We start from the raw sequence: 23,210 nt of genomic DNA, 5'->3' as shown, positions 1-23,210 counted from the left end.
CGATCCGGGTGCTTGGAAATCCGTTCCCCGCGGGCCACGGAGAGGTGCCTCACGCCACCGTCAGCGGCCCCTCACTCGTTGGCGGCACGGGGACGGTCCTCGTCCGCGTACTGGTCGAAGAGCGGTGTCCGGCCGTGGTCGTGGGAGCGGCGCGGCGGGTACGGGCTCGGGTGGGGGTTCTGGCGGGTGGCCGGCGGCGGGGTGGGTTCCGCGGCGGAGGACCGGGCCGCGCTCCAGGTCTCGGGGTCGGTGACGTCGACACCCCCCGTCGCGCGCGGGGCGACCGGCGCGGTGACGTACGTGGGCAGCGGCACGGGGACCGGGTCCCAGCTGTCGCCGCGGGTCGGGCCGTGGTCTCGCTGCTGGTCCACCCACTCGGCGTGGTCGGTCTGCTCGACCAGCGCGCGGCGCCCGGCCTCCTGCGGGGTGAGCGCGGGGGCCGGTTCGGGTTCCGGCTGCGGGTGGCGGGCCTCGGGCGCGTCGTCCTGTTCCGGGGCGGGCCGGCCGCGCGGGCGGCTCTCGCGGAGGCGCTGGGCGGCCGCCTCGGCGCGGCGCCGGTCCATGACGTACACGAAACGCCGGCGCTCCTGGGCCCGCAGGTGCACGATGTACGCGCTCAGCAGCACGGCCGGGACCCCGGGGGCCCACAGGAACGCCAGGCCACCGACGGCCGCGACGATCGCGCCGAGCGTGAAGGCGAGGAAGAGGACGACCGTGGTGCGCCGGCGCCGGGCGAGGACCTTCGAGCGCCGGGCGCGCTCGGCCGCCGCACCCGCCGGCCGGGGGCGCCCGGCGGGGCGCTGCCTCGCCGGCGGGACCGAGGGAACCTCCAGGCGCGCCTCCGTACGGTCCGGGGGCGCGGCGAAGGCCCGGACGTCGACCGAGCTCAGATGCTCCGTCTCGGCGTCCGGGTCGACGTCGGGCGACGCCGCCTGTTCGGCGGTGCGCTCGCGCAGCTCCTTGGCGTACCGGCGCTCCATGCCCGCCCGTCCGGACAGGAGCCGGATGGCGGTGCTGAAGCGTTCCGTCGGACGGGCTTCGTTCAGCTCGTCCTGCCTGCGGAGCCACATCGGCACCAGGTAGGCGGCCCAGGCCCCGACGATGACTGCGTAGATGAGGCCGCTGCTGCTCACGCCTCACACCGTAGAGGGGTTCGCATCCGGCCATCGGCCAATTGGGCCGGTGTGTCGCACGATCTGGCTGATCTCATTGAGTTTTTTTGTGATTGATTCGACCGTTTACGAGAGAACGGCGACCGAATTCGAACATTTATTTTATTAATGTGATCGGTCAGCGTGGCGTTCCGCGACTGATCCTGTGCCAGCGGCGCAACAGCCCCTCCGGGACCTCCTCGGCGGTGAGCGCGAAGACGAGATGGTCGCGCCAGTCGCCGTCGATGTGGAGGTAGCGGGGACGCAGTCCCTCCTCGCGGAATCCCAATTTCTCGACGACCCGGCGGCTCGGGGTGTTCTCGGGCCGGATGCACACCTCGATCCGGTGCAGACCCACCGTGCGGAAGCAGTGGTCGACGGCGAGCGCCACGGAGGTCGGCATGACGCCCCGGCCGGCGACCTCGCGGTCCACCCAGTACCCGACATGGCCCGAGCACATCGAGCCCCAGGTGATGCCCGCGACGGTCAGCTGCCCGACCAGCCGGCCCTCGTACTCGACGACGAACGGCAGCATCCGCCCCGCGTTCGCCTCGGCGCGCAGATGGCGGACCATCTGGCGGTACGTGGGGCGCTGGGTGAGCGGGACACCGGGCGCGGGCGGCGGGATGGTCGCTTCCCAGGGGCGCAGCCAGTCGCGGTTGCGCCGGTTGACCTCGCGCCAGTCCCGCTGGTCGCGCAGCTTTATCGGCCGCAGGACGACGGCGCCGTCCGCCAGCGTCACGGGCCAGGCCGGGTTCATGACGGTCTGGGGTGGTCGCCGCCGCGCAGCTGGTCGACCGCGTGGACCAGGATCCGGCCGAGGACGGCCAGGCCGTCGCGTACGCCGCCGGTGGAGCCCGGCAGGTTCACGATCAGGGTGCCGGCGGCGACCCCGGCGAGCCCCCGGGAGAGGGCGGCCGTCGGGACCTTGTCGCGGCCGTACGCGCGGATCGCCTCCGGGATGCCGGGAATCTCGTGGTCGAGGACCCGCCGGGTGACGTCGGGGGTGCGGTCGGTGGGCGAGATACCGGTGCCACCGGTGGTGACGATGACGTCGTACCCGGCGGTGACCCCCTCGCGCAGGGCCGCCTCCACGGGGTCGCCGTCGGGGACGACCACCGGGCCGTCGACGGCGAAGCCCAGCGCGGTGAGGCCCTCGACGAGGATCGGGCCGCCCTTGTCCTCGTACACCCCGGCGGACGCCCGGTTGGAGGCGGTGACGACCAGGGCGCTGTAGTCCGCGAGCAGAGCGCCGCCGAGTGCGGGAGCCGGCTGGGAGGCGTGCTCGCCGGCGGCGTGCCGCTCGTGGGCGTCCGGTGCGCGGTGGGCGTCGTGCGCTCCGTGGACGTGCCCGGCCCGGGGGGTCACTGGGCCGCTCCGTCCGCCTCGGTGGCGCGCCGGTAGTGGCCGGACTTTCCGCCCGTCTTCTCCTCCACCCGTACGTCGGTGATGACGGCCGCCTTGTCGACGGCCTTGATCATGTCGACGACGGTCAGCGCGGCCACCGACACGGCGGTCAGGGCCTCCATCTCGACGCCCGTGCGGTCGGTGGTCTTCACGGTCGCCGCGATCTCGACCGCGTCGTCCGCGACCGACAGGTCCAGCTTCACGCCCGAGACGGCCAGCGGGTGGCAGAGCGGAATGAGGTCAGGGGTGCGCTTGGCGCCCATGATGCCCGCGATACGGGCGGTGGCGAGCGCGTCGCCCTTGGGGACGCCCTCGCCCCGCAGCAGCTCGATCACCCGGGGCGAGACGAGGACCCGGCCGGTGGCGCGGGCGGTGCGGGCGGTGACGTCCTTCTCGGAGACGTCGACCATGCGGGCCGCCCCCGACTCGTCGATGTGCGTCAGGCTGCCTTGCGTACTCACTGCTGAACTCCGCCTCGCGTGTTCCGGCGCCGATTGCCCCGCACGGCCATTGTCGCGCCGCCGGGGGCCGGGGGTGGTCCCCCGGGAAGGCACAGCGGCAGACACCGTACCGCCACGGCCCGGGTGTCAGCCGATGAGGACCACGTCCAGTTCGTCGCCCGGCTCGACCTTGGTGGTGTCCTCGGGGACGACGAGCAGGGCGTCCGCGTGGGCGAGGGCCGCGATCAGGTGGGACCCGGTGCCGCCCACAGGGGTGACCGTGCCGGCCTCGGCGTCGTACGTGCCGCGCAGGAACTGGCGCTTGCCGGCGGGCGAGGACAGCGGCTTGTCGGCGGCGAGGGCGGCACGCACGCGTGGCCGCTGGGAGTCGGGCACGTCCCCCAGGCCCATCAGGGCGCGGATCGCGGGGCGGACGAACAGCTCGAAGGAGACGTAACTGGAGACCGGGTTGCCGGGCAGGGCCAGGAGCGGGATGTGCTCCGGGCCGATGGAGCCGAAGCCCTGCGGCTTGCCCGGCTGCATGGCGAGCTTCCGGAAGTCGATGCCGCTGCCCGGCTCGTCCTCGTCGCCCACCGAGGAGAGGGCTTCCTTGACGACGTCGTACGCGCCGACGCTGACCCCGCCGGTGGTGACCAGGAGGTCGGCGCGGATCAGCTGGTCCTCGATGGCGGCGCGCAGCGTCGTGGCGTCGTCGGTGACGGCGCCGACCCGGTAGGCGATGGCGCCGGCGTCACGCGCGGCGGCGGCCAGGGCGAAGCTGTTGGAGTCGTAGATCCGGCCCTGGCCCAGTTCCTCGCCGGGCTGGACCAGTTCGCTGCCGGTGGAGATCACGACCACACGCGGGCGGGGACGCACCCGCACCGTGCCGCGCCCGATGGCGGCGAGCAGTCCGATCTGCGGCGGGCCGAGGACCGTGCCGGCCTCCAGGGCCAGGTCGCCGGCCTGGACGTCGCTGCCCCGTGCGCGCACATGGGCGCGCGCCTCGGCCGGGCGGTGGACGCGGACCTCACCGGTGGCGCCCTCGGGGGCGGCGCTCGCGGCCCGCATACCGGTGGCGGGCGCGCCGCCGGTGCCGCCGTCGGTCCACTCGACCGGGACGACGGCCTCGGCGCCGGGCGGCAGCGGGGCGCCGGTCATGATGCGGGCGGCCTGGCCGGGGCCGACGGTGGGCAGTCCCTCGCTGCCCGCCGCCACGTCACCGATGACCGTGAGCACCGCCGGGAACTCCTCGGTGGCGCCGGTGACATCGGCGACCCGTACCGCGTATCCGTCCATGGAGCTGTTGTCGAAGGGTGGCAGGGCGACGGGCACCATGACGTCCTCGACCAGGACACAGCCCTGGGCGTCGGGCAGCGGCAGCTCGATCGGGTCGAGCGGGTGGACCGCCTGGAGGATGTCCTCCAGGTGCTCGTCCACCGACCAGGTCGTACTCACAGTCCTTGCATCTCCTCGGTGACGTAACCGCGCAGCCAGTTCCGGAAGTCCGGTCCCAGATCCTCACGTTCGCACGCGAGTCTGACAATGGCCCGCAGGTAGTCGCCACGGTCACCGGTGTCATAGCGGCGGCCCTTGAAGACGACGCCGTGCACCGGGCCGCCCACCGACTCGTCCGCGGCCAGTTTCTGCAGGGCGTCGGTCAGCTGGATCTCGCCGCCCCGGCCCGGCTCGGTCTCCCGCAGTATCCCGAACACGGCGGGGTCGAGGACGTACCGGCCGATGATGGCGTAGTTGCTGGGTGCCTCGGCCTGGTCGGGCTTCTCGACCAGGTTGGTCACCTTCACTACGTCGGCGTCGCCGGTGGGCTCGACGGCCGCGCAGCCGTAGAGGTGGATCTGGGACGGCTCGACCTCCATGAGGGCGATGACGCTGCCGCCCTCGCGCTCCTGGACCTCGACCATGCGGGACAGCAGGGGGTCGCGCGGGTCGATGAGGTCGTCGCCGAGGAGGACGGCGAAGGGCTCGTTGCCGACGTGCGGGGCGGCGCACAGGACGGCGTGGCCGAGACCGCGCGGGTCGCCCTGGCGGACGTAGTGCATGGTGGCCAGGTCACTGGACTCCTGGACCTTGGCGAGGCGCTCCTGGTCGCCCTTCTTGATGAGGGCTTCCTCGAGCTCGTAGTTGCGGTCGAAGTGGTCCTCGAGCGGCCGCTTGTTGCGGCCGGTGATCATCAGTACGTCGGAGAGGCCGGCGCCCACGGCCTCCTCGACCACGTACTGGATGGCGGGCTTGTCGACCACAGGCAGCATCTCTTTGGGAGTGGCTTTCGTGGCCGGCAGGAACCTGGTGCCGAGGCCGGCGGCGGGGATGACAGCCTTGCTGATCCTGGGGTGCGACTGAGTCATGCGGAGCACCATATCCGGTCGGTATGGGGTGGAAGATTAGCTTCCGGTTAACTTCGTACCCATACGGCCATGTACGAGAGGTTTGTGACGCCACCGTGACCGGCAGCATGCCCGAAAAGACCGCTCTGCGGCGCCAACTCCTCGCCGCGCGCGCCCTCCTGACCAGTGATGACGTCCAGAAGGCCGCCACGGTTCTCGCGGACTTCGCCCTGAACCTGCCCGAGCTGCGACGGGCACGGACAGTCGCCGCATACGTCTCCATAGGGAGCGAACCGGGCACGCGCGCGCTGCTCGACGCACTGCACGAGCGGGGCGTTCGCGTCCTGCTGCCGGTCCTGCTGGAGGACAACGACCTGGACTGGGCCGCCTACGAGGGCGCTGAGCGGCTCGTACGGGCCCGGCGAGGCCTCCTGGAGCCCTCCGGGCCGCGGCTGGGCGTGGACGCCGTCCTGGAGGCCGGCACGGTCCTCCTGCCCGGCCTGGCGGTGGACGCGCGGGGCATGCGGCTCGGACGGGGAGGCGGCTCGTACGACCGGGTCCTGGCCCGTATCGCACGGGCCGGGCACGATCCGGCGCTGGTGGTGCTCCTGTACGCGAACGAGGTGGTCGAGCGGGTCCCGGAGGAACCGCACGACCACCCCGTGCACGCGGTGGTGACCCCGGAGGTCACCCTCCGCTTCCGGGCATGAGGGCCGTCAGGGCCCCCGAGGCGTTCCGCTACGGCATGAGGACGAGCGTGTCGACGGTCCTGGCGTCGACCGCCTGCTTGCCGTAGGCCCAGTCGAGCAGCTCGCCCTTGGCCCACTTGTCGGTCTGGTCGGTGTAGTGGGCGTTGTAGGCGTGTCCGGACGCGCCGGTCAGGTTGATCCAGCGGGACTTGTCCCAGTCGCCGACGTTCACGACCATCCGCATCGACGGCACCCACAGGGCCCCGTACCCGCCGGCCGCGTTCCACCCGGTGGCGTTGACCGCCGCCTCGCCGCCCGACAGGTTCCATGGACCCCGGTTGAGCAGCCACTGGATGGCGCCCGGGCCATCGGTGCCGAGGGTCTGGTTCTTCAGGGTCAGCTGGTGCAGCCGGCCCCAGCTCCAGCTGTTGACGTCCTTGCCGAGCTTGGAGGTCAGCTCCCAGCGGGCGTCCTCCATGGCGCGCTTCAGCAGCTCGTCACGCGTGTCCGTACCGTCGTGGGTCCGGCTGCGGGGCGACTTCCACCACTCGTTCTTCTCGTCCTTCAGGATCCGGCGGACCACCTCGTACCAGCGGTCGCCGCCGTCCGGCTGGGCCGTTTCGGCGTCACGCTGCCCGCACTCCCGTACCAGCCTGTCCTGCTCGTCGACGGGTCCGGTGAGGTCGGCGGAACGGACGTTCAGGCATTCGCCCTTCACCCGCACCTCCTTGGGCAGCTTGTTGCCGAAGGACAGCCTGAGGACGTTGCGCCACACGCCGTTGAAGTAGGCGGCCGCGCCCGAGTCCGCGTCCTGGGTGTAGTCCCAGCCCTCGAGGAGCTTCTGGGCCTCACGGACGTGCGGGTCGGAAATGTCGATCTTCAGCAGGTAGGGCGTCAGCAGCTTGGCGATCTCGCTGCTGTTGTCCATCTGCATGGTGCGCATGTCCTCGGTCGAGACCTTGGCCCCGTCCTTGGTCTTGGACTCGATGAGGTCGTTGATGCGCTGGCTGCGCGAGCCGTAGCCCCAGTCCTCGGTGAGCAGGTACGGATACTTCCCGGAGTCGATGACGGCCTGGTTGGCGGTCACGATGTAGCCGCGCTCCGGGTTCTCCTCGTAGGGCAGCTCCTCGAAGGGGACGTACGTCTTCTTCCAGGTGTACTTCTTGTCCCAGCCGGGCGCCGGCATGGTGCCGTCGTGGCCCTTCTGGCGGATCGGGATCCTGCCCGGCGCCTGGTAGCCGATGTTGCCCTGGGCCCCCTTGGCGTCGGCGTAGATCAGGTTCTGGGAGGGCACCTCGAAGTCGCGGGCGGCCTCACGGAACTGCTTGAAGTCCGTCGCGCGGTTCAGCTTGAACACGGCGTCCATGGACTTGCCCGGGTCCAGCGCGGTCCAGCGCAGGGCGACCGCGTAGCCGTCGCCGCGGTCCGGGGCGAGGGCGTCGACGGGGGCCTCGTCACCGACCTTCTCCAGCTCGTTGCTGCGGTCGGAGACCAGGGGGCCGTTGTTCGTCGACCGGACGGTGATGGTCCTGCTCTTGGCACCGGCGATCTTGATGACCTCGTCGCGGGTGACGAAGGGCAGCTCTTTGCCGTCGTACTGGTAGCCGCGGTCGGTGATCTTCTCCAGGTACAGGTCGCTGACGTCCGCTCCCAGGTTGGTGAAGCCCCACGCGATGTCCTGGTTGTGGCCGATTATCACGCCGGGCATACCGGCGAAGGTGTAGCCGGCCACGTCGTAACGGCACTTGTCGGAGACCGAACGGCAGTGCAGGCCCATCTGGTACCAGAGGGAGGGCAGCTGGGGCGCCAGGTGCGGGTCGTTGGCGAGCAGCGGCTTGCCGGTGGTCGTGTACTTGCCGGAGACGACCCAGGAGTTGGAGCCGATGCCGTTGCCGTTGGGGCCGAGCAGGGCGGGGATCTTCTCCAGGGACGCGGACAGCGCGGAGAGCTGCGACTGGAGGCCCTGGGTGGCGCCCTGGGCGGTGCCGGAACCCTGGCCGGTGCCGAGACCCTGGCCCTGGCCCTGGCCCGAGTCCTGTCCCTGACCCTGGCCCGTACCCGTGCCCTGGCCGCTTCCCGAGTCCCCGTCCTGGCTGCCGCCCTCGGCCGAGGGGTCGAACTTCCCGGCCGCCTTGTCGACCCCGCCCTTGTCGACGATCGGGCGGTGCAGGTCGTACGGGTACGCCGGGTAGAGGTCCTTGATCTGCTTCTCGCTGAGCCTGGTGGTCATCAGCGAACGGTCGATCTCCTCCTGCATGTTGCCGCGCAGGTCCCAGGCCATCGCCTTGAGCCAGGCCACGGAGTCGACCGGCGTCCAGGGCTCGATGGCGTAGTCGTTGCTGAAGGCGAGGGCGGCGTACTCGACCGAGACGTCGCGGCCCTCCTTGCCCTTCAGGTAGGCGTTGACGCCGTCCGCGTACGCCTGGAGGTTCTTCTTGGTCTCGGGCGACAGCAGCTTGTCGTACTCCTCCTGGGCCACCCGGTGCCAGCCCAGGGTCCGCAGGAACGCGTCCGTCTCGACCTGCTCCTTGCCGAACATTTCGGACAGGCGCCCGGCCGTCATGTGGCGGCGGACGTCCATCTCCCAGAACCGGTCCTGCGCCTGGACGTAGCCCTGGGCGCGGAAGAGGTCCTCGTCGGTGGAGGCGTAGATCTGCGGAACGCCGTAGTCGTCCCGTTTCACGTCGACGGGCCCGGACAGCCCGTCCAGCTTGAGAGTGCCGGTGGTTTGCGGGAAGGGGGCGCGCACGGTGCTGACGCTCCAGTAGGCGCCGTAGCCGACGCCTGCGACCAGCGCCAGCACCAGGGCGAGCACGAGCAGACGGGCACGTCGCCCCTTCTTCTTGGTGGAAGCGGCGGTGGTGTTGGCGGGCATCGCTGTCCTTCGAGGCGCAGGCTGGTCCTGGAGTGCTGGAGCAACCATAGGCGCAGCGCCCACCCGGCCCGGACGCGGTGTCAGTAAGGAGCCCCTTCGCAGGGACTCCACACAGGCGCCGCCCACCCGGCCCGGGCGTCAAGGAAACGTTAATGATTAGGTAAGGTAACGAAGTACCGCGGCTGGAACGATCCGGCGTGCATATGAGGAAAGGGTTGGCCACTGACTGTCCACCAGCTCAACGAGCTCCTGTTCATCTGCTCGCTCGTGCTGCTCGTCGCCGTCGCGGCGGTGCGGATCTCCTCCCGCAGCGGGCTCCCCAGCCTGCTCCTCTACCTCGGGATCGGGATCGCCATCGGGCAGGACGGGATCGGCAATGTCCACTTCGACAATGCCGAATTGACCCAGGTGATCGGCTATGCCGCGCTTGTGGTGATCCTGGCCGAGGGTGGCCTGGGAACCAAGTGGAAGGAGATCAAACCCGCGTTGCCCTCGGCGGCCGTCCTGTCGACCGTCGGCGTCGCGGTGAGCGTGGGAGTCACGGCCACGGCGGCGCACTACTGGGTGGGCCTGGAGTGGCGGCAGGCACTGATCATCGGCGCCGTCGTCTCCTCGACGGACGCCGCCGCCGTCTTCTCCGTCCTGCGCAAGGTGCCCCTCCCCTCGCGCGTGACCGGCACCCTGGAGGCCGAGTCCGGCTTCAACGACGCCCCTGTCGTGATCCTGGTGGTGGCCTTCTCGACGGTCGGCCCGGTCGACAGCTGGTACATGCTGCTCGGCACGATCGCCATGGAGCTGGCCATCGGCGCCGCCATCGGACTGGCGATCGGATTCCTGGGCTCGTTCGGACTGCGGCACGTGGCCCTGCCCGCCTCCGGCCTGTACCCGATCGCCGTGATGGCGATCGCGGTGGTGGCGTACGCGGCCGGCGCCATGGCGCACGGCAGCGGCTTCCTCGCGGTCTACCTGGCCTCCGTGATGCTGGGCAACGCCAAGCTGCCGCACGCGCCCGCCAACCGCGGTTTCGCCGAGGGCCTGGGCTGGATCGCCCAGATCGGCATGTTCGTCCTGCTCGGCCTCCTGGTGACCCCGCACGAGCTGCTCGACGACTTCTGGCCGGCGGTGATGGTCGGGCTCGTGCTGACGGTGGTGGCGCGGCCGCTGTCCGTCTCCCTGAGCCTGCTGCCCTTCCGCATCCCCTGGCAGGAGCAGGCACTGATGTCCTGGGCGGGGCTGCGCGGCGCGGTGCCCATCATCCTGGCGACCATCCCCATGGTGTCCGGGATCGAGGGCAGCGAGAAGATCTTCAACATCGTCTTCGTGCTCGTGGTCGTCTACACGCTGGTGCAGGGCCCGACCCTGCCGTGGCTGGCCAGGGCGCTGCGGCTGGGCGACTCGGCCGAGGCCGCCGACCTGGGGGTCGAGTCGGCCCCCCTGGAGCGGCTGCGCGGGCACCTGCTGTCGGTGGCCATCCCGGAGGCGTCCAAGATGCACGGCGTGGAGGTCGCGGAGCTGCGGCTGCCCCCTGGCGCGGCCGTCACCCTCGTCGTACGGGAGGGTCAGAGCTTCGTACCGTCGCCGACGACCGCGCTGCGGCGCGGTGACGAACTGCTGGTGGTGGCGACGGACCCGGTCCGGGACGCGGCCGAGCGGCGGCTGCGGGCGGTGGGTCAGGGCGGCAAGCTGGCCGGCTGGCTGGGGACGGGCGGGAACAGAGGCGGCTGAGAGGGCGGAAAGGGCGAAGAGGGCGAAAAGGGACACCGGAAGGGAAACATTCGGTTAATCGGAGGTGACGCCTGCCTCGTATTGGCCATTTCACAGGCGCCACACCCGCTGGCCCCTGTACCATGAAGGCACACTGATCGACCAACTCTGCCTGACGCAGAGCTGGCGCGACCGTATGGCGGCCGTGACGCTCCCTCGCAGTGGGGCCCGGCATCTACCGCAGTTCCGCGCAAGAGGACAGCTCTCGGCGGCTCCCGACACCCAGGGGAGCGCTACCAGGCGGCAGAAAGGCACGGGCCGTGGCATCCACGGTCACTACGTCTGACGCTGTCAAGCGTCCTGGATACGGGCAGCTCCTGCGCACCCCGGGAGCCTGGACGTTCCTGCTGCCCGGCTTCGCGGCGCGGCAGCCCTTCGCGATGCTGACGATCGGCATCGTCCTGCTGGTGCAGCACACCTCCGGTTCGTACGGCAGCGCCGGCGCCGTCGCCGCGTTCACCGGCGTCTCCATGGCTCTGTTCGCGCCGCAGAGCGGCAAGCTCGCCGACCGCTTCGGACAGCGCGCCGTCCTGATTCCCGGCGTACTCGTCCACACCTTGTCGGTGTCGGCCCTCACGGCGCTGGCTCTGGCGGACGCGCCCCTGTGGGTCCTGTTCGCGGCGGCCGTGCCGACCGGCGCCTCCGTGCCGCAGATCGGGCCCATGGTGCGGTCCCGCTGGGCCGCGAAGCTGGAGGGCTCGCCCCTGATGTCGACGGCGGCGGCCTTCGAGTCCGTCACGGACGAGTTCACGTTCGTCGTCGGCCCCGTCCTCGCCACCGCACTGTGCACCGGCGTCCACCCGGCGGCCGGCCTGATCGCCGAGGCGACGCTGACGCTGGCGGGCGGCCTGCTCTTCGCCGCCCAGCGCGGGACGCAGCCGGCCCACGGCCTCTCCGCCGCCCACGCGCGCGTGGAGCGCGTCTCCGCGCTGTCGGTGCCCGGCATACGGGTCCTGGCCATCGCCTTCCTGGGCATCGGCTCCGTCTTCGGCGGCATGCAGGTCTCGCTCACCGCGTACACCGAGGAGATCGGCCAGCCGGGCATGAACGGCCTGCTGTACGGGCTCTTCGCCGCGGGCAACATGCTGGCCGGCATCGCCGTCGGCGCCATCGCCTGGAAGTCGGGCCCCCGTCGCCGGCTGATCCTCGGCTACGCGGGCCTGACGGTCGCCGCCTCGCTGCTGTGGTCCGCGCACTCGGTGGTGCTGCTCGGGGCGCTCGGCCTGGTCGTCGGCCTGTGCATCGCTCCGGCCCTGATCAGCGGCTACACCCTGGTCGAGTCCCTGGTCCCGGCGTCCGCCCGTACCGAGGCGTTCACCTGGCTGACGGGCGCCGTGGCGCTGGGCCAGGCGGCCGCCGTGACGGTGGCCGGGCGGCTCGCGGACGGGTATGGCGCGAGCGCCGGTTTCCTGGTCCCGCTGGCCGGTACGGCCCTGGCCCTGGCCACCCTGCTGACGCTCCGGTCGCGGCTCGCGCCGCGTCCGGCGACCCGGACCGTGGCACGTGGCGTCGGTCACCGCGTACCCGTGACGGTGGACTGATCCCGCGGAATACGTCAGTATGGACTGTCGTTAGCACTCATTGAGTGAGAGTGCCAGGAGGAAGACAAGTGCCGACCTACCAGTACCAGTGCACCGAGTGCGGCGAGGGCCTCGAGGCGGTGCAGAAGTTCACCGATGACGCCCTTACCGAGTGCCCGAGCTGCCAGGGACGCCTGAAGAAGGTGTTCTCGGCCGTCGGCATTGTCTTCAAGGGCTCCGGCTTCTACCGCAACGACAGCCGCGGCGCTTCGTCGAGCAGCTCGCCTGCCTCGAAGTCGTCGAGCTCGTCGAGTGCCGCCTCGAGTTCCTCGTCGTCGGGTTCGTCGTCGTCGAGTGCGTCGTCGGACTCCAAGCCCGCGACGTCGAGCACGTCCGGAAGCTCCAGCTCCGCCGCCTGATCATGCTTTCCGAGGACCCCGCCGTTCCCACGGCGGGGTCCTCGGCGTGTCCGGGCCCCCGTTAGGGTGACCCGCATGGCGAACGCAGCGACTGCAGGCACCGGCGCGGACATGCGCGCGGACATCGGCGTCATCGGCGGCTCCGGCTTCTACTCCTTCCTGGAGGACGTCACCGAGGTTCCGGTGACCACCCCGTACGGGAGCCCGAGCGACGCGCTGTTCTTCGGCGAGCTGGCCGGGCGCCGGGTCGTCTTCCTGCCCCGGCACGGACGCGGCCACCACCTGCCGCCGCACCGCATCAACTACCGGGCCAACCTGTGGGCGCTGCGGTCGGTCGGCGCACGCCAGGTCCTCGGGCCGTGCGCGGTGGGCGGCCTGCGTCCCCAGTACGGGCCGGGAACACTGCTGGTGCCGGACCAGCTGGTGGACCGGACGAAGACCCGTACGCAGACGTTCTTCGACGGGGAGCCCCTGCCGGACGGGACCGTGCCGAACGTGGTGCACACCTCGTTCGCCGATCCGTACTGCCCCGACGGCCGCAAGGTGGCCCTCGCGGCGGCGCACGGACGTGGCTGGGAGGCGGTGGACGGCGGGACCATGGTCGTCATCGAGGGCCCGCGTTTCTCCACCCGCGCCGAGTCCCAGTGGCACGCCGCGATGGGCTGGTCGGTGGTCGGCATGACCGGGCACCCGGAGGCCTATCTCGCTCGTGAGCTGGGGCTCTGCTACACGTCGATGGCCCTGGTGACGGATCTCGACGCGGGCGCCGAGACCGGGGACGGCGTCTCTCACACCGAGGTGCTGCGGGTGTTCGGGGAGAACGTGGGCCGACTGCGAGAGGTGCTCTTCGACGCGGTCGCCGGGCTGCCCGAGACCGAGAGCCGCTCCTGCCTGTGCACACATGCGCACGACGGCTGGGACCTGGGGATCGAACTTCCGTGATCAGGGCCGGTGGGCACCCCGGCGGGTGACGGCGTTTTCCACATCGCCGGGGCTGTCCACAGGCCCGAGCGGGATCGGCGGGGGCGCGGGATCGTGAGGGCGTCGGCGGAATGCCGGCGGAGCTGATACCCGGTCCCGGTCTCTTACACAGGCGGTGGTCGCCATGACGTCCCGTTCCCTTCCCAGCCCCGGCTCTCTTGCCAGTCCCGGTTCTCGCCCCAGCCTCGGTGCTCTTGCCAGCCCTGGTGCTTTTACCAGTCCCGGTGCCCTTCCCCCGGACGCGCGCCGGCCTTCGGCACCGGTGCCCGAGACGTGCGGGGTGCCGCAGTTCGCGCCGCTGCGGGTGCGCGGCGGGCGGCACCGGCTGCGGCGGGCCGTGCGGCGAAGGCGGCGCGCGATGGCGGCAGGACTGGCCATGACGGCCGCGGCGTTGGCCGCCTCGGCCTCGGGGACTCGTGGGCCCGCCGAGACGGACAAACCACAGGCCGCAGCGACGCCGGATCGGGAGCGCAAGCCGGTCGAGATGGTGTCCGCCCCGGTACGGATCGCGGACGCCGCGACCGTCCGGCTGCTGCGGCCGGGGGACAGCGTCGACGTGATCGCGTCGCCTGTCTCGCCCTCGTCGGACGGTGACGACGACGCCCGTGTGGTGGCCAGAGGCGCTCGCGTGGAGAAGGTGCCGCAGGTCAGCGGTGAGTCGTCCGACGGTGGCGCGCTGGTGGTGCTGTCCGTCCCGCGTACGACCGCCGCCGCGCTGGCGGGCGCGGGGACGAGGTCCAGTCTGGCCGTGACGCTGTGCTGAGACACCGCTCACGCGGGGTCGCACTGAGGCTGCCACCTCACCTGTCCGTGTGTACGGATTGGACGGTAGTGCACGCCGCACGGCGTAATGGCTCCGCCAACTGCACATGCGACGAAGGGCACCGTGGTGAGCCAGGAGAACAACCAGAACTTGCTGGAAGGCTTCAAGGCCTTCCTCATGCGCGGGAACGTGATCGACCTGGCGGTCGCGGTGGTGATCGGCGCCGCGTTCACCAACATCGTGAACGCGATCGTCAAGGGAGTGATCAGCCCGATCGTCGGCGCCTTCGGCACCAAGAGCCTGGAGAGCTACCGGTCCTGCCTGAAAGGCCCTTGCCAGGTGAACGACAGCGGCGAGGTCGTCCAGGGCGTCGCCATCCTGTGGGGCTCGGTGCTCAGCGCCACGCTCAGCTTCCTGATCACCGCGGCCGTCGTCTACTTCCTGATGGTGCTGCCCATGGCCAAGTACCTGGCCCGCCGGGCGGCGCTGGAGAAGGAGAGGAGGGGTGTGGAGGAGACCCTGGAGGTCACCGAACTCGAGGTTCTCAAGGACATCCGCGACGCCCTCGTGGCGCAGCGCGGTTCGGAGCGCACTCCCTAGGGCCGCCTGCTCACAGGTGGTGCGGCGGCTTCTCGTCGAGGAAACGCGCGAGGTCGGCGGCGCTGTCGCCGCCGGCCGGAGGCCGCTCGCCCCACCCACGGTCCGTATCGTCCGCGGACGGCTGGTCCAGCGGATCGTCGAAGATCAGCGCCGGTGTCCTCTTCTTGGGACTGGCCGGACTGATCGGGCTCTCCGGACTGTTCGGGCTGTCCGGACTGCTGCCCTCGCTGTCCGCACTCTGTGTGTTCCTCGTGTTCTGCGGGTTCTTCTCTTCCTGCGGCGCCGATTCGGTCTTCGAATCACGCGGTCCGGGGGCGGGGGCGGTCCTCATAGTCCCAGCGTACGCCGGTTGTCGGGGTCTTCGGGGTCGAGCGGCCACAGTGGCGGTACGACGAGGACGACGGGACGGAAGAAGACGCCGCGGGAGCCGGTGAAGTGGAAGCGTCCGCCGATCCCCAACCGGGCGGCGAGCTCGCACATGGGCGTCAGCGGTGATCGTCGGCGTCGACGGGGGCGGGTGGCGCACCGGGCGGGGGCTCACCCGTGGGGGCGGGTGGACTGCCCGGGCCCGGCTCACCCGTCGGAGCAGGAGCCTCGCCGGGCGCGGGCTCGCCCTCGGGCGCGGGTGCGGAATCGGGCTCCGGTTCTCCGTCCGGCGTGGGTGCGGGGCCCGGGGCGTCGGGGGCTGGGGTGGGGGCCGGATCCGCCGGGGTGGGTGTGTCGCCCTGGGGCGGGGGGTCGGAGGGCTCGGTCACGCGACCACCGTAGGGGCTTACGCCACGGTTCGCCCGTTTTGGGGACTTCGAGGGTGACCGCTTCCCACGGATGGCGTCCGTGGGCGGTCTCTCTGCTGTTCTGGTGGGATGACCTCCCCTCCCCCGACTCCCCTGCGGCCCCTCGTCTCGCGCAGCCGTGACGAGGTGCACCGCGCCGCCACGCCCCTGGAGCTCTTCTTCGACCTGTGCTTCGTCGTGGCGGTCGCCCAAGCGGGCGTCCAGCTGGTGCACGCCGTCGCGGAGGGCCACGCCGGGGACGGCATCGCCCGGTACGCGATGGTGTTCTTCGCCATCTGGTGGGCCTGGATGAACTTCTCCTGGTTCGCGTCGGCGTACGACAACGACGACGCCCTCTACCGTGTGGCGACGCTCGTCCAGATCGCCGGTGTCCTGGTTCTCGCCGCCGGGGTCTCCCGGGCCTACGAGGAGCACGACTTCTTCCTGCTGTGGCTCGGGTACCTGGTGATGCGGCTCGCGCTCGCCTCGCAGTGGGTGCGCGCCGCGCGGGCCGCGTCCGGGGCGGAGCGGACGATGGCGCTGCGGTACGCGGCGGGGGTGACGCTCTGCCAGGTGGGCTGGACCGCCGTGCTGTTGGTACCGCAGGAGGCCCGCCCCTGGGTGTTCCTGGTGATGGTCGTCGCCGAGATGGCCGTACCGCCGCTCGCGGAGAAGGACTTCGCCTCCAGCTGGCACCCGCGCCACATCGCCGAGCGGTACGGGCTGTTCACCATCATCGTGCTCGGCGAGACCATCGCCGCGGCGACCGTCGCCGTGAAGACGGGCGTCGAGGAGAACGACGCGCTGGGCGACCTGCTGCCGATCGCGGCCGGCGGGCTGCTGTTGATCTTCGCCGGCTGGTGGATCTACTTCGTCGTCCCGGTGCACCGGCGCCTGCTGTCCAACCGTCAGGCCTTCCTCTGGGGGTACGGTCACTACCTGATTCTGGCGTCGGCGGCCGCGATCGGTGCGGGCATCGAGGTCGCGGTCGAGCAGGCGGTCGGCAAGGCCCACCTGTCGGTGACCGCCGCGGCGGCCGCGGTGACACTGCCGTCGGCACTGTTCCTGTTGCTGGTGTGGGTGCTGCACTCGCGCTACTTCAAGGTCGGCATCGGACAGCAGCTCGTACTGCCGTGCGCCGCGCTCGGGATCCTGCTCTGTACGTTCGCGGGGCGCTGGGGGATTCTCGCGGCGGGACTCGTCGCGGCGGCGGCCGTCGCGGTCGGAGTCACGCTCACCGCCCGTATGACACGTGGTACGCAAGGGGCATGAATGACGCACTGACGGACGTGGCAGGTCTCCGGGTGGGCCACGCGCGCGTACCGGGGGACGACGCGCTCAGCGGCACCACCGTGATCCTGGCGCCCGAGGGCGGGGCGGTCGCGGCGGTGGATGTGCGCGGCGGTGGTCCCGGCACCCGGGAGACGGACGCGCTCGACCCGCGCAACCTGGTCCAGCGCATCGAGGCGGTGGTCCTGACGGGCGGCAGCGCGTACGGGCTGGAGGCGGCGGCCGGCGTGATGGCCTGGCTGGAGGAGCGCGGCCGGGGTGTGCGCGTGGGGCCGGACCCGTCTCAGGTGGTGCCGGTGGTCCCGGCGGCGTGCGTGTTCGACCTGGGCCGGGGCGGCGACTGGAAGGCGCGGCCGGACGCGTCGACGGGGCGCGCGGCAGTGGAGGCGGCGGACGCGACGGGGCCCCGCGCCCCCGTGGAGTGCGGAGCCGTGGGGGCCGGGACCGGGGCCGTGATCGGCGGCATGAAGGGCGGGGTCGGCACGGCGAGTACGGTCCTGCCGTCCGGGATCACCGTCGGGGCGCTGGTCGTGGCCAACGCGGTGGGCTCGGCGGTCGATCCGCTGACGGGGGTGCTGTACGGGGCGTACGGCGACGGGCCGATGGACTTCCCGGACCCGGAGGTGCACGCGGCGGCGGCCCGGCGGCTGGCCGAGGCGCTGGAACGCAACGACTGGCCGCCGCTGAACACCACGCTCGCCGTGGTCGGTACGGACGCGGACCTGACCCGGGCGCAGGCGCAGAAGCTTGCGGGGACGGCGCACGACGGGATCGCGCGCGCCGTGCGGCCGGTGCATCTGCTCAACGACGGCGACACCGTGTTCACCCTCGCGACGGGCGAGCGCCCCCTGCCGGACACGCACGGCCCCCTCGCGCTGAACGAGGTGCTGGCGGCCGGTGCCACCGTCGTGACCAGGGCGATCGTACGGGCGGTGCTGGCTGCCCGGTCGGTGTCGGGGCCGGGCGGCGACTTCCCCGCGTACCGCGATCTGTACCGGCTCGACTGAGGGGTGCCGGCACCGAGTTGGGCGGGGCGCGCGGGAACTCGTCCCGCGCGCCCCTCGTTTTGTGGAAGTCGGACGCGTTGTCAGACCCAGGCACTACCTTAAGCAAGCATCGAGTGACACGCGGCGACGGCCTGGAGACCCCTCTTGAACGTTCCGAACGACGAGACGACCGAGATGCACGTCGAGCGCCTCCTGGGGCGGGCGCTCAACTCCTTCGACCTGCCCGACGCGCTGGTCGAGCGACTGGACTCCGCGCTGGCGCACGCCAGTTCGCTGCACTCGTCGCACCACAGCGCGGCGCTCCACCGGGCGACGTACCGGCACACGTACCTGCTGGCCGACGGCTCGTCGCTGACGCTGTGGGAGCTGGTGCACAACACCGGGCGCGACGCCCTGGAGCAGCACGAGCTGTACGCGGACGAGACCGACGTACGGCTCGCCGCCTCCCGTCTGCCGGTCGGGTTCTCCGAGCCGGAGGACGACGTGGACGTGGATTTCGACGCGGACCTGGACGCGGACCTGGAGCTGCTGGGCGCGCTGCTGGCGCGGCCGGTGGCCCCGGCGCCGATGCTGTACGTGCCGGACGATTCGGCGGACCACGCGCGCCGGGTGCTGCGCCGCGCGGAGAACGGGGACCGGCCCGGCGAGGCGGTGGCGGCACGGCTGCGGGGCGCGTTCGCCCACCACATCAAGCAGGTCTTCGGCCGCCAGTTCAGCGTGGCGGGCAAGGACGCCGGGTTCACTCTGTACGAGCACGCGTTCCTGCTGCTGGACGGCAGTGAGACGAGCCTCTGGGAGGTGGAGCACACGGCGACCCCGGACGGCCGGCACATGTGCGAGGTGTACGAGGACGAGCACTCCGCGCGCGAAGCCATGGAGCTCCGCGCGCGGGTGCGGGGACGCGTGCGCTGACGGACCGGGTCCGCCGGCGTCAGGCGGCGACGGCGACCTTCTCGTGCGTCTCGCCCGGCTCACCGGTCGGAGCCGGGGAGGACGCCTTGCGGGCGTGGCCCTTGAGCAGGACGACGAGTGCGGTGCTGACCAAGGTGCCGGCGAGGATCGCGACGAGGTAGAGCAGCGGGTTGCCGATCAGCGGGACGACGAAGGCGCCGCCGTGCGGGGCGCGCAGGGTGCACTCGAAGAGCATCGACAGGGCACCGGTGACCGCGCCGCCCGCCATCGCCGAGGGGATGACACGCAGCGGGTCGGCGGCGGCGAAGGGGATGGCGCCCTCGGTGATGAACGAGGCGCCGAGCACCCAGGCCGCCTTGCCGTTCTCCCGCTCGGCCCTGGTGAACAGCCTGCCGCGCACCACCGTGGCCAGAGCCATCGCCAGCGGCGGCACCATGCCGGCGGCCATCACGGCGGCCATCACCTTCAGGGAGCCGTCATTGGGACTGGCGAGCCCGCCGACGGCGAAGGCGTAGGCGACCTTGTTGAGCGGGCCGCCCAGGTCGAAGCACATCATCAGGCCGAGGATCACGCCCAGGACGACCGCGTTGGCCCCGGACAGGCCCGACAGCCAGTCGGTCAGGGCCCTCTGGAGCGACGCGATGGGCTTGCCGATCACCAGGAACATCAGGAAGCCGACGATCGCGGAGGAGATGAGGGGGATGACGACCACGGGCATGATGCCGCGCAGCGGCGTCGGCACCCTGACCCGCCGGATCGCCATCACCACCCCGCCCGCGATCAGACCGGCGGCGAGGCCGCCGAGGAACCCGGCGTTGATGGTCAGCGCCACGGCGCCGCCGACGAAGCCGGGGACCAGTCCGGGGCGGTCGGCCATGCCGTACGCGATGTAACCGGCGAGGACCGGCACGAGGAAGCTGAACGCCAGGCCGCCGATCTGGAACAGCAGCGCGGCCCAACTGTCGGCCTGTCCCCAGGCGAAGTGCTCGGCGACGGAGGGGGCCTTGTCGATGGTGTAGCCGCCGATGGCGAAGCCGAGCGCGATGAGGAGCCCGCCGGCGGCGACGAACGGCACCATGTAACTGACGCCCGACATCAGCCACTTGCGGAGCTTGGTGGCGTAGCCCTCGCCGGGCTCGCCCGCGCTCTCGACGGGGGTGCCCGGGGATGCCGGGGTGGTGACCTCGCCGCGTTCGGCCTTGCCCCGGACGTCGGCGATGAGCTCGGCGGCCCGGTTGATCCCGGCCTTGACGCCGACGTCGACGGTGGGCTTCCCGGCGAACCGTTCCTTCTCCCGGACCGGGACGTCATGCGCGAAGATCACGCCGTCGGCGGCCGCGATGACGGCGGGGTCGAGCCGGGTGAACCCGGCGGAGCCCTGCGTCTCGACGACCACCTCGACCCCGGCGTCCCGTCCGGCGTTCTCCAGGGACTCGGCCGCCATGTAGGTGTGCGCGATGCCGGTCGGACACGACGTCACGGCGACGACCCGGAACGGCACCGACGGTCCGCCCCCGGGGGTTCCCCCCGGCCCTCTGGTGGCACCTCCGGCCCCGGACGGCTCGCCGGCGGAGGCAGGGCCTGCCGCGGCGCCGTATCCGGTGGCGCCGCCCGGCGCGGCGGCCTCGCCGCCGCTGGACGCCCTCGTCCCGCCCTCGGCGGGGGCGCCCTCCGCTCCGGCAGGTGCCCCGTCGGAGGGCGAGCCTTCGGCTGCGTCCTGCCCCGCGCCGGTGTCGCCGGTCGTCGCTCCCGGCTCCCCACCCGCGGCGGGGGCTTCAGGGGCGGAGCCAGGCACCCCGGCGGCCTGCCGGGTGGTGCTCCCCCGTGCGCCGGCAGACGCCCCCGGGACACCTCCGTCGACGGCGCCCTGCGCGCCTGAGGCCCGAGAGGCCCCCGAGGCCCCGGAAGACCCGGAAGCCCGGGAAGAACCCTCGCCGGAGACGGCGCCCCCGGCCGGGGCGGCGGTGCCCTCGTTCCGGGGCGACGAGGCCGGCTCCGGGGCGTCGCCACGGATCAGGGCGGCGGCTTCGGCGGAGGAGGTCAGCGTCCGGAGCGCAGAGGTGAAGCCGGGGTTCATCAGGCGGCGGGCCAGGGACGAGAGGATCGTCAGGTGGGCGTCGTCCGCGCCGGCCGGGGCGGCGATCAGGAAGATCAGGTCCGCCGGGCCGTCCGGGGCGCCGAAGTCGATACCGGAGCCCGAGCGGCCGAAGGCGAGCGTCGGCTCCGTCACGTGGGCGCTGCGGCAGTGCGGGATGCCGATGCCGCCGTCCAGGCCGGTCGGCATCTGCGCCTCACGCGCCGCCACATCGGCCAGGAAGCCGTCCAGGTCGGTCACCCGGCCGAGCCGCACCATGCGCTCGGCGAGCGAGCGGGCCGCCTCTTCCTTCGTGTTCGCGGCCAGGTCGAGATCGACCAGGTCCGCGCTGATCATGTCGCTCATCGCGGTTCCCTTACTCGCTCAGGTCTCGGTCGAGGGGTACGTCGGCGGTGACGGTGACCGCCGACAGGTCCAGGTCGGCCGGGGTCGGCATCTCGCTGCCCGGCAGCTGCACGGCCGCCGCGCCGTGCGCCACCGCCGCCGCGAGCGCGTCCGGTCCTTCGCCGCCCGCGGCGAGGAAACCCGCCAGGGACGCGTCGCCCGCACCGACGTTGCTGCGTACGGTGCCGACGGCGGCGTACCCGTAGAAGACACCGGCCCCGGACACCAGCAGTTGCCCGTCCGCGCCCAGGCTGGCCAGCACCGTGCCGGCGCCCGCTTCACGCAGTTCCTCCGCCGCCTTGAGCGCGTCGCCCACCGTGGCGAGGGGGCGGCCGACCGCTGCGGCCAGTTCCTCCGCGTTGGGCTTGACCACGTCGGGGCGGGCGCGCAGCGCGGCCGGCAGCGACGGCCCGGAGGTGTCGAGGGCGATCCGCGCGCCGTACCCGTGCGCGCGGGTGACCAGGTCGGCGTACCACTCCGGTCCGAGGCCGCGCGGCAGGCTGCCGCAGCAGGCGACCCAGTCGGCGGTGGGCGAGTAGGCGCCGACCGCCGCCAGGATCGCCTCCGACTCGCCGGGGGTCAGCCAGGGCCCCGGCGCGTTGATCTTCGTGAGTGTGCCGTCGGGTTCGGCGACCGCGATGTTGGAGCGGGTGTGGCCCTTGAGCGGGACGGGCGCCACCTCGATGCCCTCGTCGGCCAGCAGTTCGGCGACGAGCGCGCCGGGCGCGCCGCCCAGCGGTACGACGGCGACGGTACGGTGTCCGGCCGCCGCCACGGCCCGGGAGACGTTGACGCCCTTGCCTCCCGGGTCCATGCGTTCGCCGGTGGCGCGCAGCACCGCGCCGCGCTCCAGGGCCGGGACTTCGTAGGTCCGGTCCAGGGACGGGTTGGGGGTGACGGTGAGGATCATGTGCGTACGACTTCCGTTCCGGTCGCCTCGATGGCCGCCGCGTGCTCGGGGCTGAGTCCGGTGTCCGTGATGAGCAGATCCACGTCGGTGAGGTCGCCGAAGCGGGCGAAGTGCTCCTCGCCGTGCTTGGCCGAGTCGGCGAGCAGCACCACGCGGCGGGCGGCGGCGACCATGGCGCGCTTCACGGCGCCCTCGGCGAGGTCGGGGGTGGTGAGCCCGTGCTCGACGGAGAACCCGTTCGCGCCGAGGAGGAGCACGTCGGCGCGGATCTCGCCGTACGCGCGCAGCGCCCACGCGTCGACCGCGGCGCGGGTACGGTGCCGGACGCGTCCGCCGACCAGGTGGAGGGCGATGCCGGGGTGGTCGGCCAGCCGGAAGGCGGCGGGCAGGGCATGGGTGACGACGGTAAGCGCGCACTCGGGGGGCAGCCCGGCGGCCACGCGGGCCACGGTGGAGCCGGCGTCGAGGATGACGCTGCCGTCCTCGGGCAGCTCGGCGAGCGCGGCGCGCGCGATGCGGTCCTTCTCGTCGGCGGCGGTGGACTCGCGTTCGGCGAGGTCGGGCTCGAAGTCGAGCCGCCCGGCCGGGATGGCCCCGCCGTGCACCCGGCGGACCAGTCCGGCGCGGTCCAGGGCCTTGAGGTCGCGCCGGATGGTCTCGGCCGTGACCTGGAACTCCTCGGCCAGGGAGAGCACGTCGACCCGGCCGCCCTCGCGGGCGAGGCGCAGGATCAGCTGTTGGCGCTCCGGTGCGTACATGTGGTTTTAGGTCCGATCGATGCCCGAGTTTGTGGTTTCACCAGCAGACTACGTCCACAGAGGGGGTAAGTAAACGCATTCGGGCAAATGGAAGGCCCGGATCCAGGGACCCGCAAGATCCCTGGATCCG

At 72.1% G+C, this 23,210-nt stretch carries 22 protein-coding genes; 10 read left to right on the top strand and 12 right to left on the bottom strand.

Features of this window, described 5'->3' with window-relative positions; translation table 11 throughout:
• Positions 1–71: 71 nt before the first annotated feature.
• From sepX to galU, 6 genes are all read right to left on the bottom strand, one after another.
• Positions 72–1,133 (bottom strand): divisome protein SepX/GlpR, encoded by a 1,062-nt coding sequence (gene sepX, locus ABT360_RS06690; RefSeq protein WP_351811754.1) that lies wholly within the window; start codon positions 1,131–1,133, stop codon positions 72–74.
• A gap of 157 nt (positions 1,134–1,290) precedes the next feature.
• A complete protein-coding gene (locus ABT360_RS06685; RefSeq protein WP_351811751.1) occupies positions 1,291–1,911 on the bottom strand; it encodes a GNAT family N-acetyltransferase in 621 nt (206 codons plus the stop codon).
• A complete protein-coding gene (locus tag ABT360_RS06680; RefSeq protein ID WP_351811868.1) occupies positions 1,908–2,399 on the bottom strand; it encodes a MogA/MoaB family molybdenum cofactor biosynthesis protein in 492 nt (163 codons plus the stop codon). Before ABT360_RS06680 ends, ABT360_RS06685 begins: the two co-directional genes overlap by 4 nt.
• Before the next feature lie 116 nt (positions 2,400–2,515).
• On the bottom strand, positions 2,516–3,019 hold the full coding sequence (gene moaC / locus ABT360_RS06675) for a cyclic pyranopterin monophosphate synthase MoaC (protein WP_351811748.1): 504 nt from the start codon (positions 3,017–3,019) through the stop codon (positions 2,516–2,518).
• A 126-nt stretch (positions 3,020–3,145) separates the two neighbouring features.
• Positions 3,146–4,453, bottom strand: coding sequence for a molybdotransferase-like divisome protein Glp (gene glp, locus ABT360_RS06670; RefSeq protein ID WP_351811745.1), 1,308 nt, complete (start codon positions 4,451–4,453; stop codon positions 3,146–3,148).
• Entirely contained in the window at positions 4,450–5,361 is a 912-nt protein-coding gene (gene galU / locus ABT360_RS06665; RefSeq protein ID WP_351811742.1) for a UTP--glucose-1-phosphate uridylyltransferase GalU, read from the bottom strand. Before galU ends, glp begins: the two co-directional genes overlap by 4 nt.
• A gap of 107 nt (positions 5,362–5,468) precedes the next feature.
• Between galU and ABT360_RS06660 the strand changes: the two genes are divergently transcribed.
• On the top strand, positions 5,469–6,050 hold the full coding sequence (locus tag ABT360_RS06660; RefSeq protein ID WP_351811738.1) for a 5-formyltetrahydrofolate cyclo-ligase: 582 nt from the start codon (positions 5,469–5,471) through the stop codon (positions 6,048–6,050).
• 28 nt (positions 6,051–6,078) lie between these two features.
• On the opposite strand, the gene ABT360_RS06655 is transcribed toward ABT360_RS06660, so the two are convergent.
• Positions 6,079–8,904 (bottom strand): penicillin acylase family protein, encoded by a 2,826-nt coding sequence (locus ABT360_RS06655; RefSeq protein ID WP_351811736.1) that lies wholly within the window; start codon positions 8,902–8,904, stop codon positions 6,079–6,081.
• A 267-nt stretch (positions 8,905–9,171) separates the two neighbouring features.
• On the opposite strand from ABT360_RS06655, the gene ABT360_RS06650 reads away from it, so the two are divergent.
• The 6 genes from ABT360_RS06650 to ABT360_RS06625 all read left to right on the top strand — a co-directional run bounded on the left by ABT360_RS06650 (position 9,172) and on the right by ABT360_RS06625 (position 14,951).
• Positions 9,172–10,629 carry a potassium/proton antiporter gene (locus tag ABT360_RS06650; RefSeq protein WP_351811733.1) on the top strand — a complete coding sequence of 486 codons (1,458 nt, stop codon included), beginning with the start codon at positions 9,172–9,174 and terminating at the stop codon, positions 10,627–10,629.
• A gap of 299 nt (positions 10,630–10,928) precedes the next feature.
• Positions 10,929–12,209, top strand: a complete 1,281-nt coding sequence (locus tag ABT360_RS06645) for an MFS transporter (RefSeq protein WP_351811730.1) — start codon at positions 10,929–10,931, stop codon at positions 12,207–12,209.
• Between the two features lie 68 nt (positions 12,210–12,277).
• Positions 12,278–12,607 (top strand): FmdB family zinc ribbon protein, encoded by a 330-nt coding sequence (locus ABT360_RS06640; protein ID WP_351811727.1) that lies wholly within the window; start codon positions 12,278–12,280, stop codon positions 12,605–12,607.
• A 75-nt stretch (positions 12,608–12,682) separates the two neighbouring features.
• Entirely contained in the window at positions 12,683–13,549 is an 867-nt protein-coding gene (locus tag ABT360_RS06635) for an S-methyl-5'-thioadenosine phosphorylase (protein WP_351811723.1), read from the top strand.
• Between the two features lie 397 nt (positions 13,550–13,946).
• Entirely contained in the window at positions 13,947–14,351 is a 405-nt protein-coding gene (locus ABT360_RS35340; protein ID WP_444852187.1) for a hypothetical protein, read from the top strand.
• A gap of 87 nt (positions 14,352–14,438) precedes the next feature.
• Positions 14,439–14,951, top strand: coding sequence for a large conductance mechanosensitive channel protein MscL (locus ABT360_RS06625; protein WP_351811717.1), 513 nt, complete (start codon positions 14,439–14,441; stop codon positions 14,949–14,951).
• Positions 14,952–14,961: 10 nt separating this feature from the next.
• Here ABT360_RS06625 and ABT360_RS06620 read toward each other — a convergent pair whose 3' ends face one another.
• On the bottom strand, positions 14,962–15,282 hold the full coding sequence (locus tag ABT360_RS06620) for a hypothetical protein (protein ID WP_351811876.1): 321 nt from the start codon (positions 15,280–15,282) through the stop codon (positions 14,962–14,964).
• Positions 15,279–15,431 (bottom strand): hypothetical protein, encoded by a 153-nt coding sequence (locus ABT360_RS06615; RefSeq protein WP_351811714.1) that lies wholly within the window; start codon positions 15,429–15,431, stop codon positions 15,279–15,281. The genes ABT360_RS06620 and ABT360_RS06615 overlap by 4 nt, the downstream gene beginning before the upstream one ends.
• Before the next feature lie 383 nt (positions 15,432–15,814).
• Here ABT360_RS06615 and ABT360_RS06610 point away from each other — a divergent pair, with 383 nt between their 5' ends.
• The 3 genes from ABT360_RS06610 (at position 15,815) to ABT360_RS06600 (ending at position 18,933) form a co-directional block, all read left to right on the top strand.
• Positions 15,815–16,996 (top strand): low temperature requirement protein A, encoded by a 1,182-nt coding sequence (locus tag ABT360_RS06610; RefSeq protein ID WP_351811711.1) that lies wholly within the window; start codon positions 15,815–15,817, stop codon positions 16,994–16,996.
• Positions 16,993–18,021 (top strand): P1 family peptidase, encoded by a 1,029-nt coding sequence (locus ABT360_RS06605; RefSeq protein ID WP_351811708.1) that lies wholly within the window; start codon positions 16,993–16,995, stop codon positions 18,019–18,021. Before ABT360_RS06610 ends, ABT360_RS06605 begins: the two co-directional genes overlap by 4 nt.
• A gap of 174 nt (positions 18,022–18,195) precedes the next feature.
• Positions 18,196–18,933 (top strand): DUF6227 family protein, encoded by a 738-nt coding sequence (locus tag ABT360_RS06600; RefSeq protein ID WP_444852189.1) that lies wholly within the window; start codon positions 18,196–18,198, stop codon positions 18,931–18,933.
• Positions 18,934–18,952: 19 nt separating this feature from the next.
• On the opposite strand, the gene ABT360_RS06595 is transcribed toward ABT360_RS06600, so the two are convergent.
• From ABT360_RS06595 to ABT360_RS06585, 3 genes are read right to left on the bottom strand one after another with little or no spacing between them, the layout of a single operon-like run.
• Entirely contained in the window at positions 18,953–21,373 is a 2,421-nt protein-coding gene (locus tag ABT360_RS06595) for a PTS fructose transporter subunit IIABC (RefSeq protein ID WP_351811703.1), read from the bottom strand.
• Between the two features lie 10 nt (positions 21,374–21,383).
• Positions 21,384–22,322 carry a 1-phosphofructokinase gene (gene pfkB / locus ABT360_RS06590; protein WP_351811700.1) on the bottom strand — a complete coding sequence of 313 codons (939 nt, stop codon included), beginning with the start codon at positions 22,320–22,322 and terminating at the stop codon, positions 21,384–21,386.
• Positions 22,319–23,080, bottom strand: a complete 762-nt coding sequence (locus tag ABT360_RS06585; RefSeq protein WP_351811697.1) for a DeoR/GlpR family DNA-binding transcription regulator — start codon at positions 23,078–23,080, stop codon at positions 22,319–22,321. Before ABT360_RS06585 ends, pfkB begins: the two co-directional genes overlap by 4 nt.
• Positions 23,081–23,210: the final 130 nt, after the last annotated feature.

Origin of the sequence: Streptomyces sp. NPDC000229 (assembly GCF_040300825.1) — a bacterium.
GTDB lineage: Bacteria > Actinomycetota > Actinomycetes > Streptomycetales > Streptomycetaceae > Streptomyces.
This window is presented reverse-complemented; position numbering and strand designations above follow the sequence as displayed.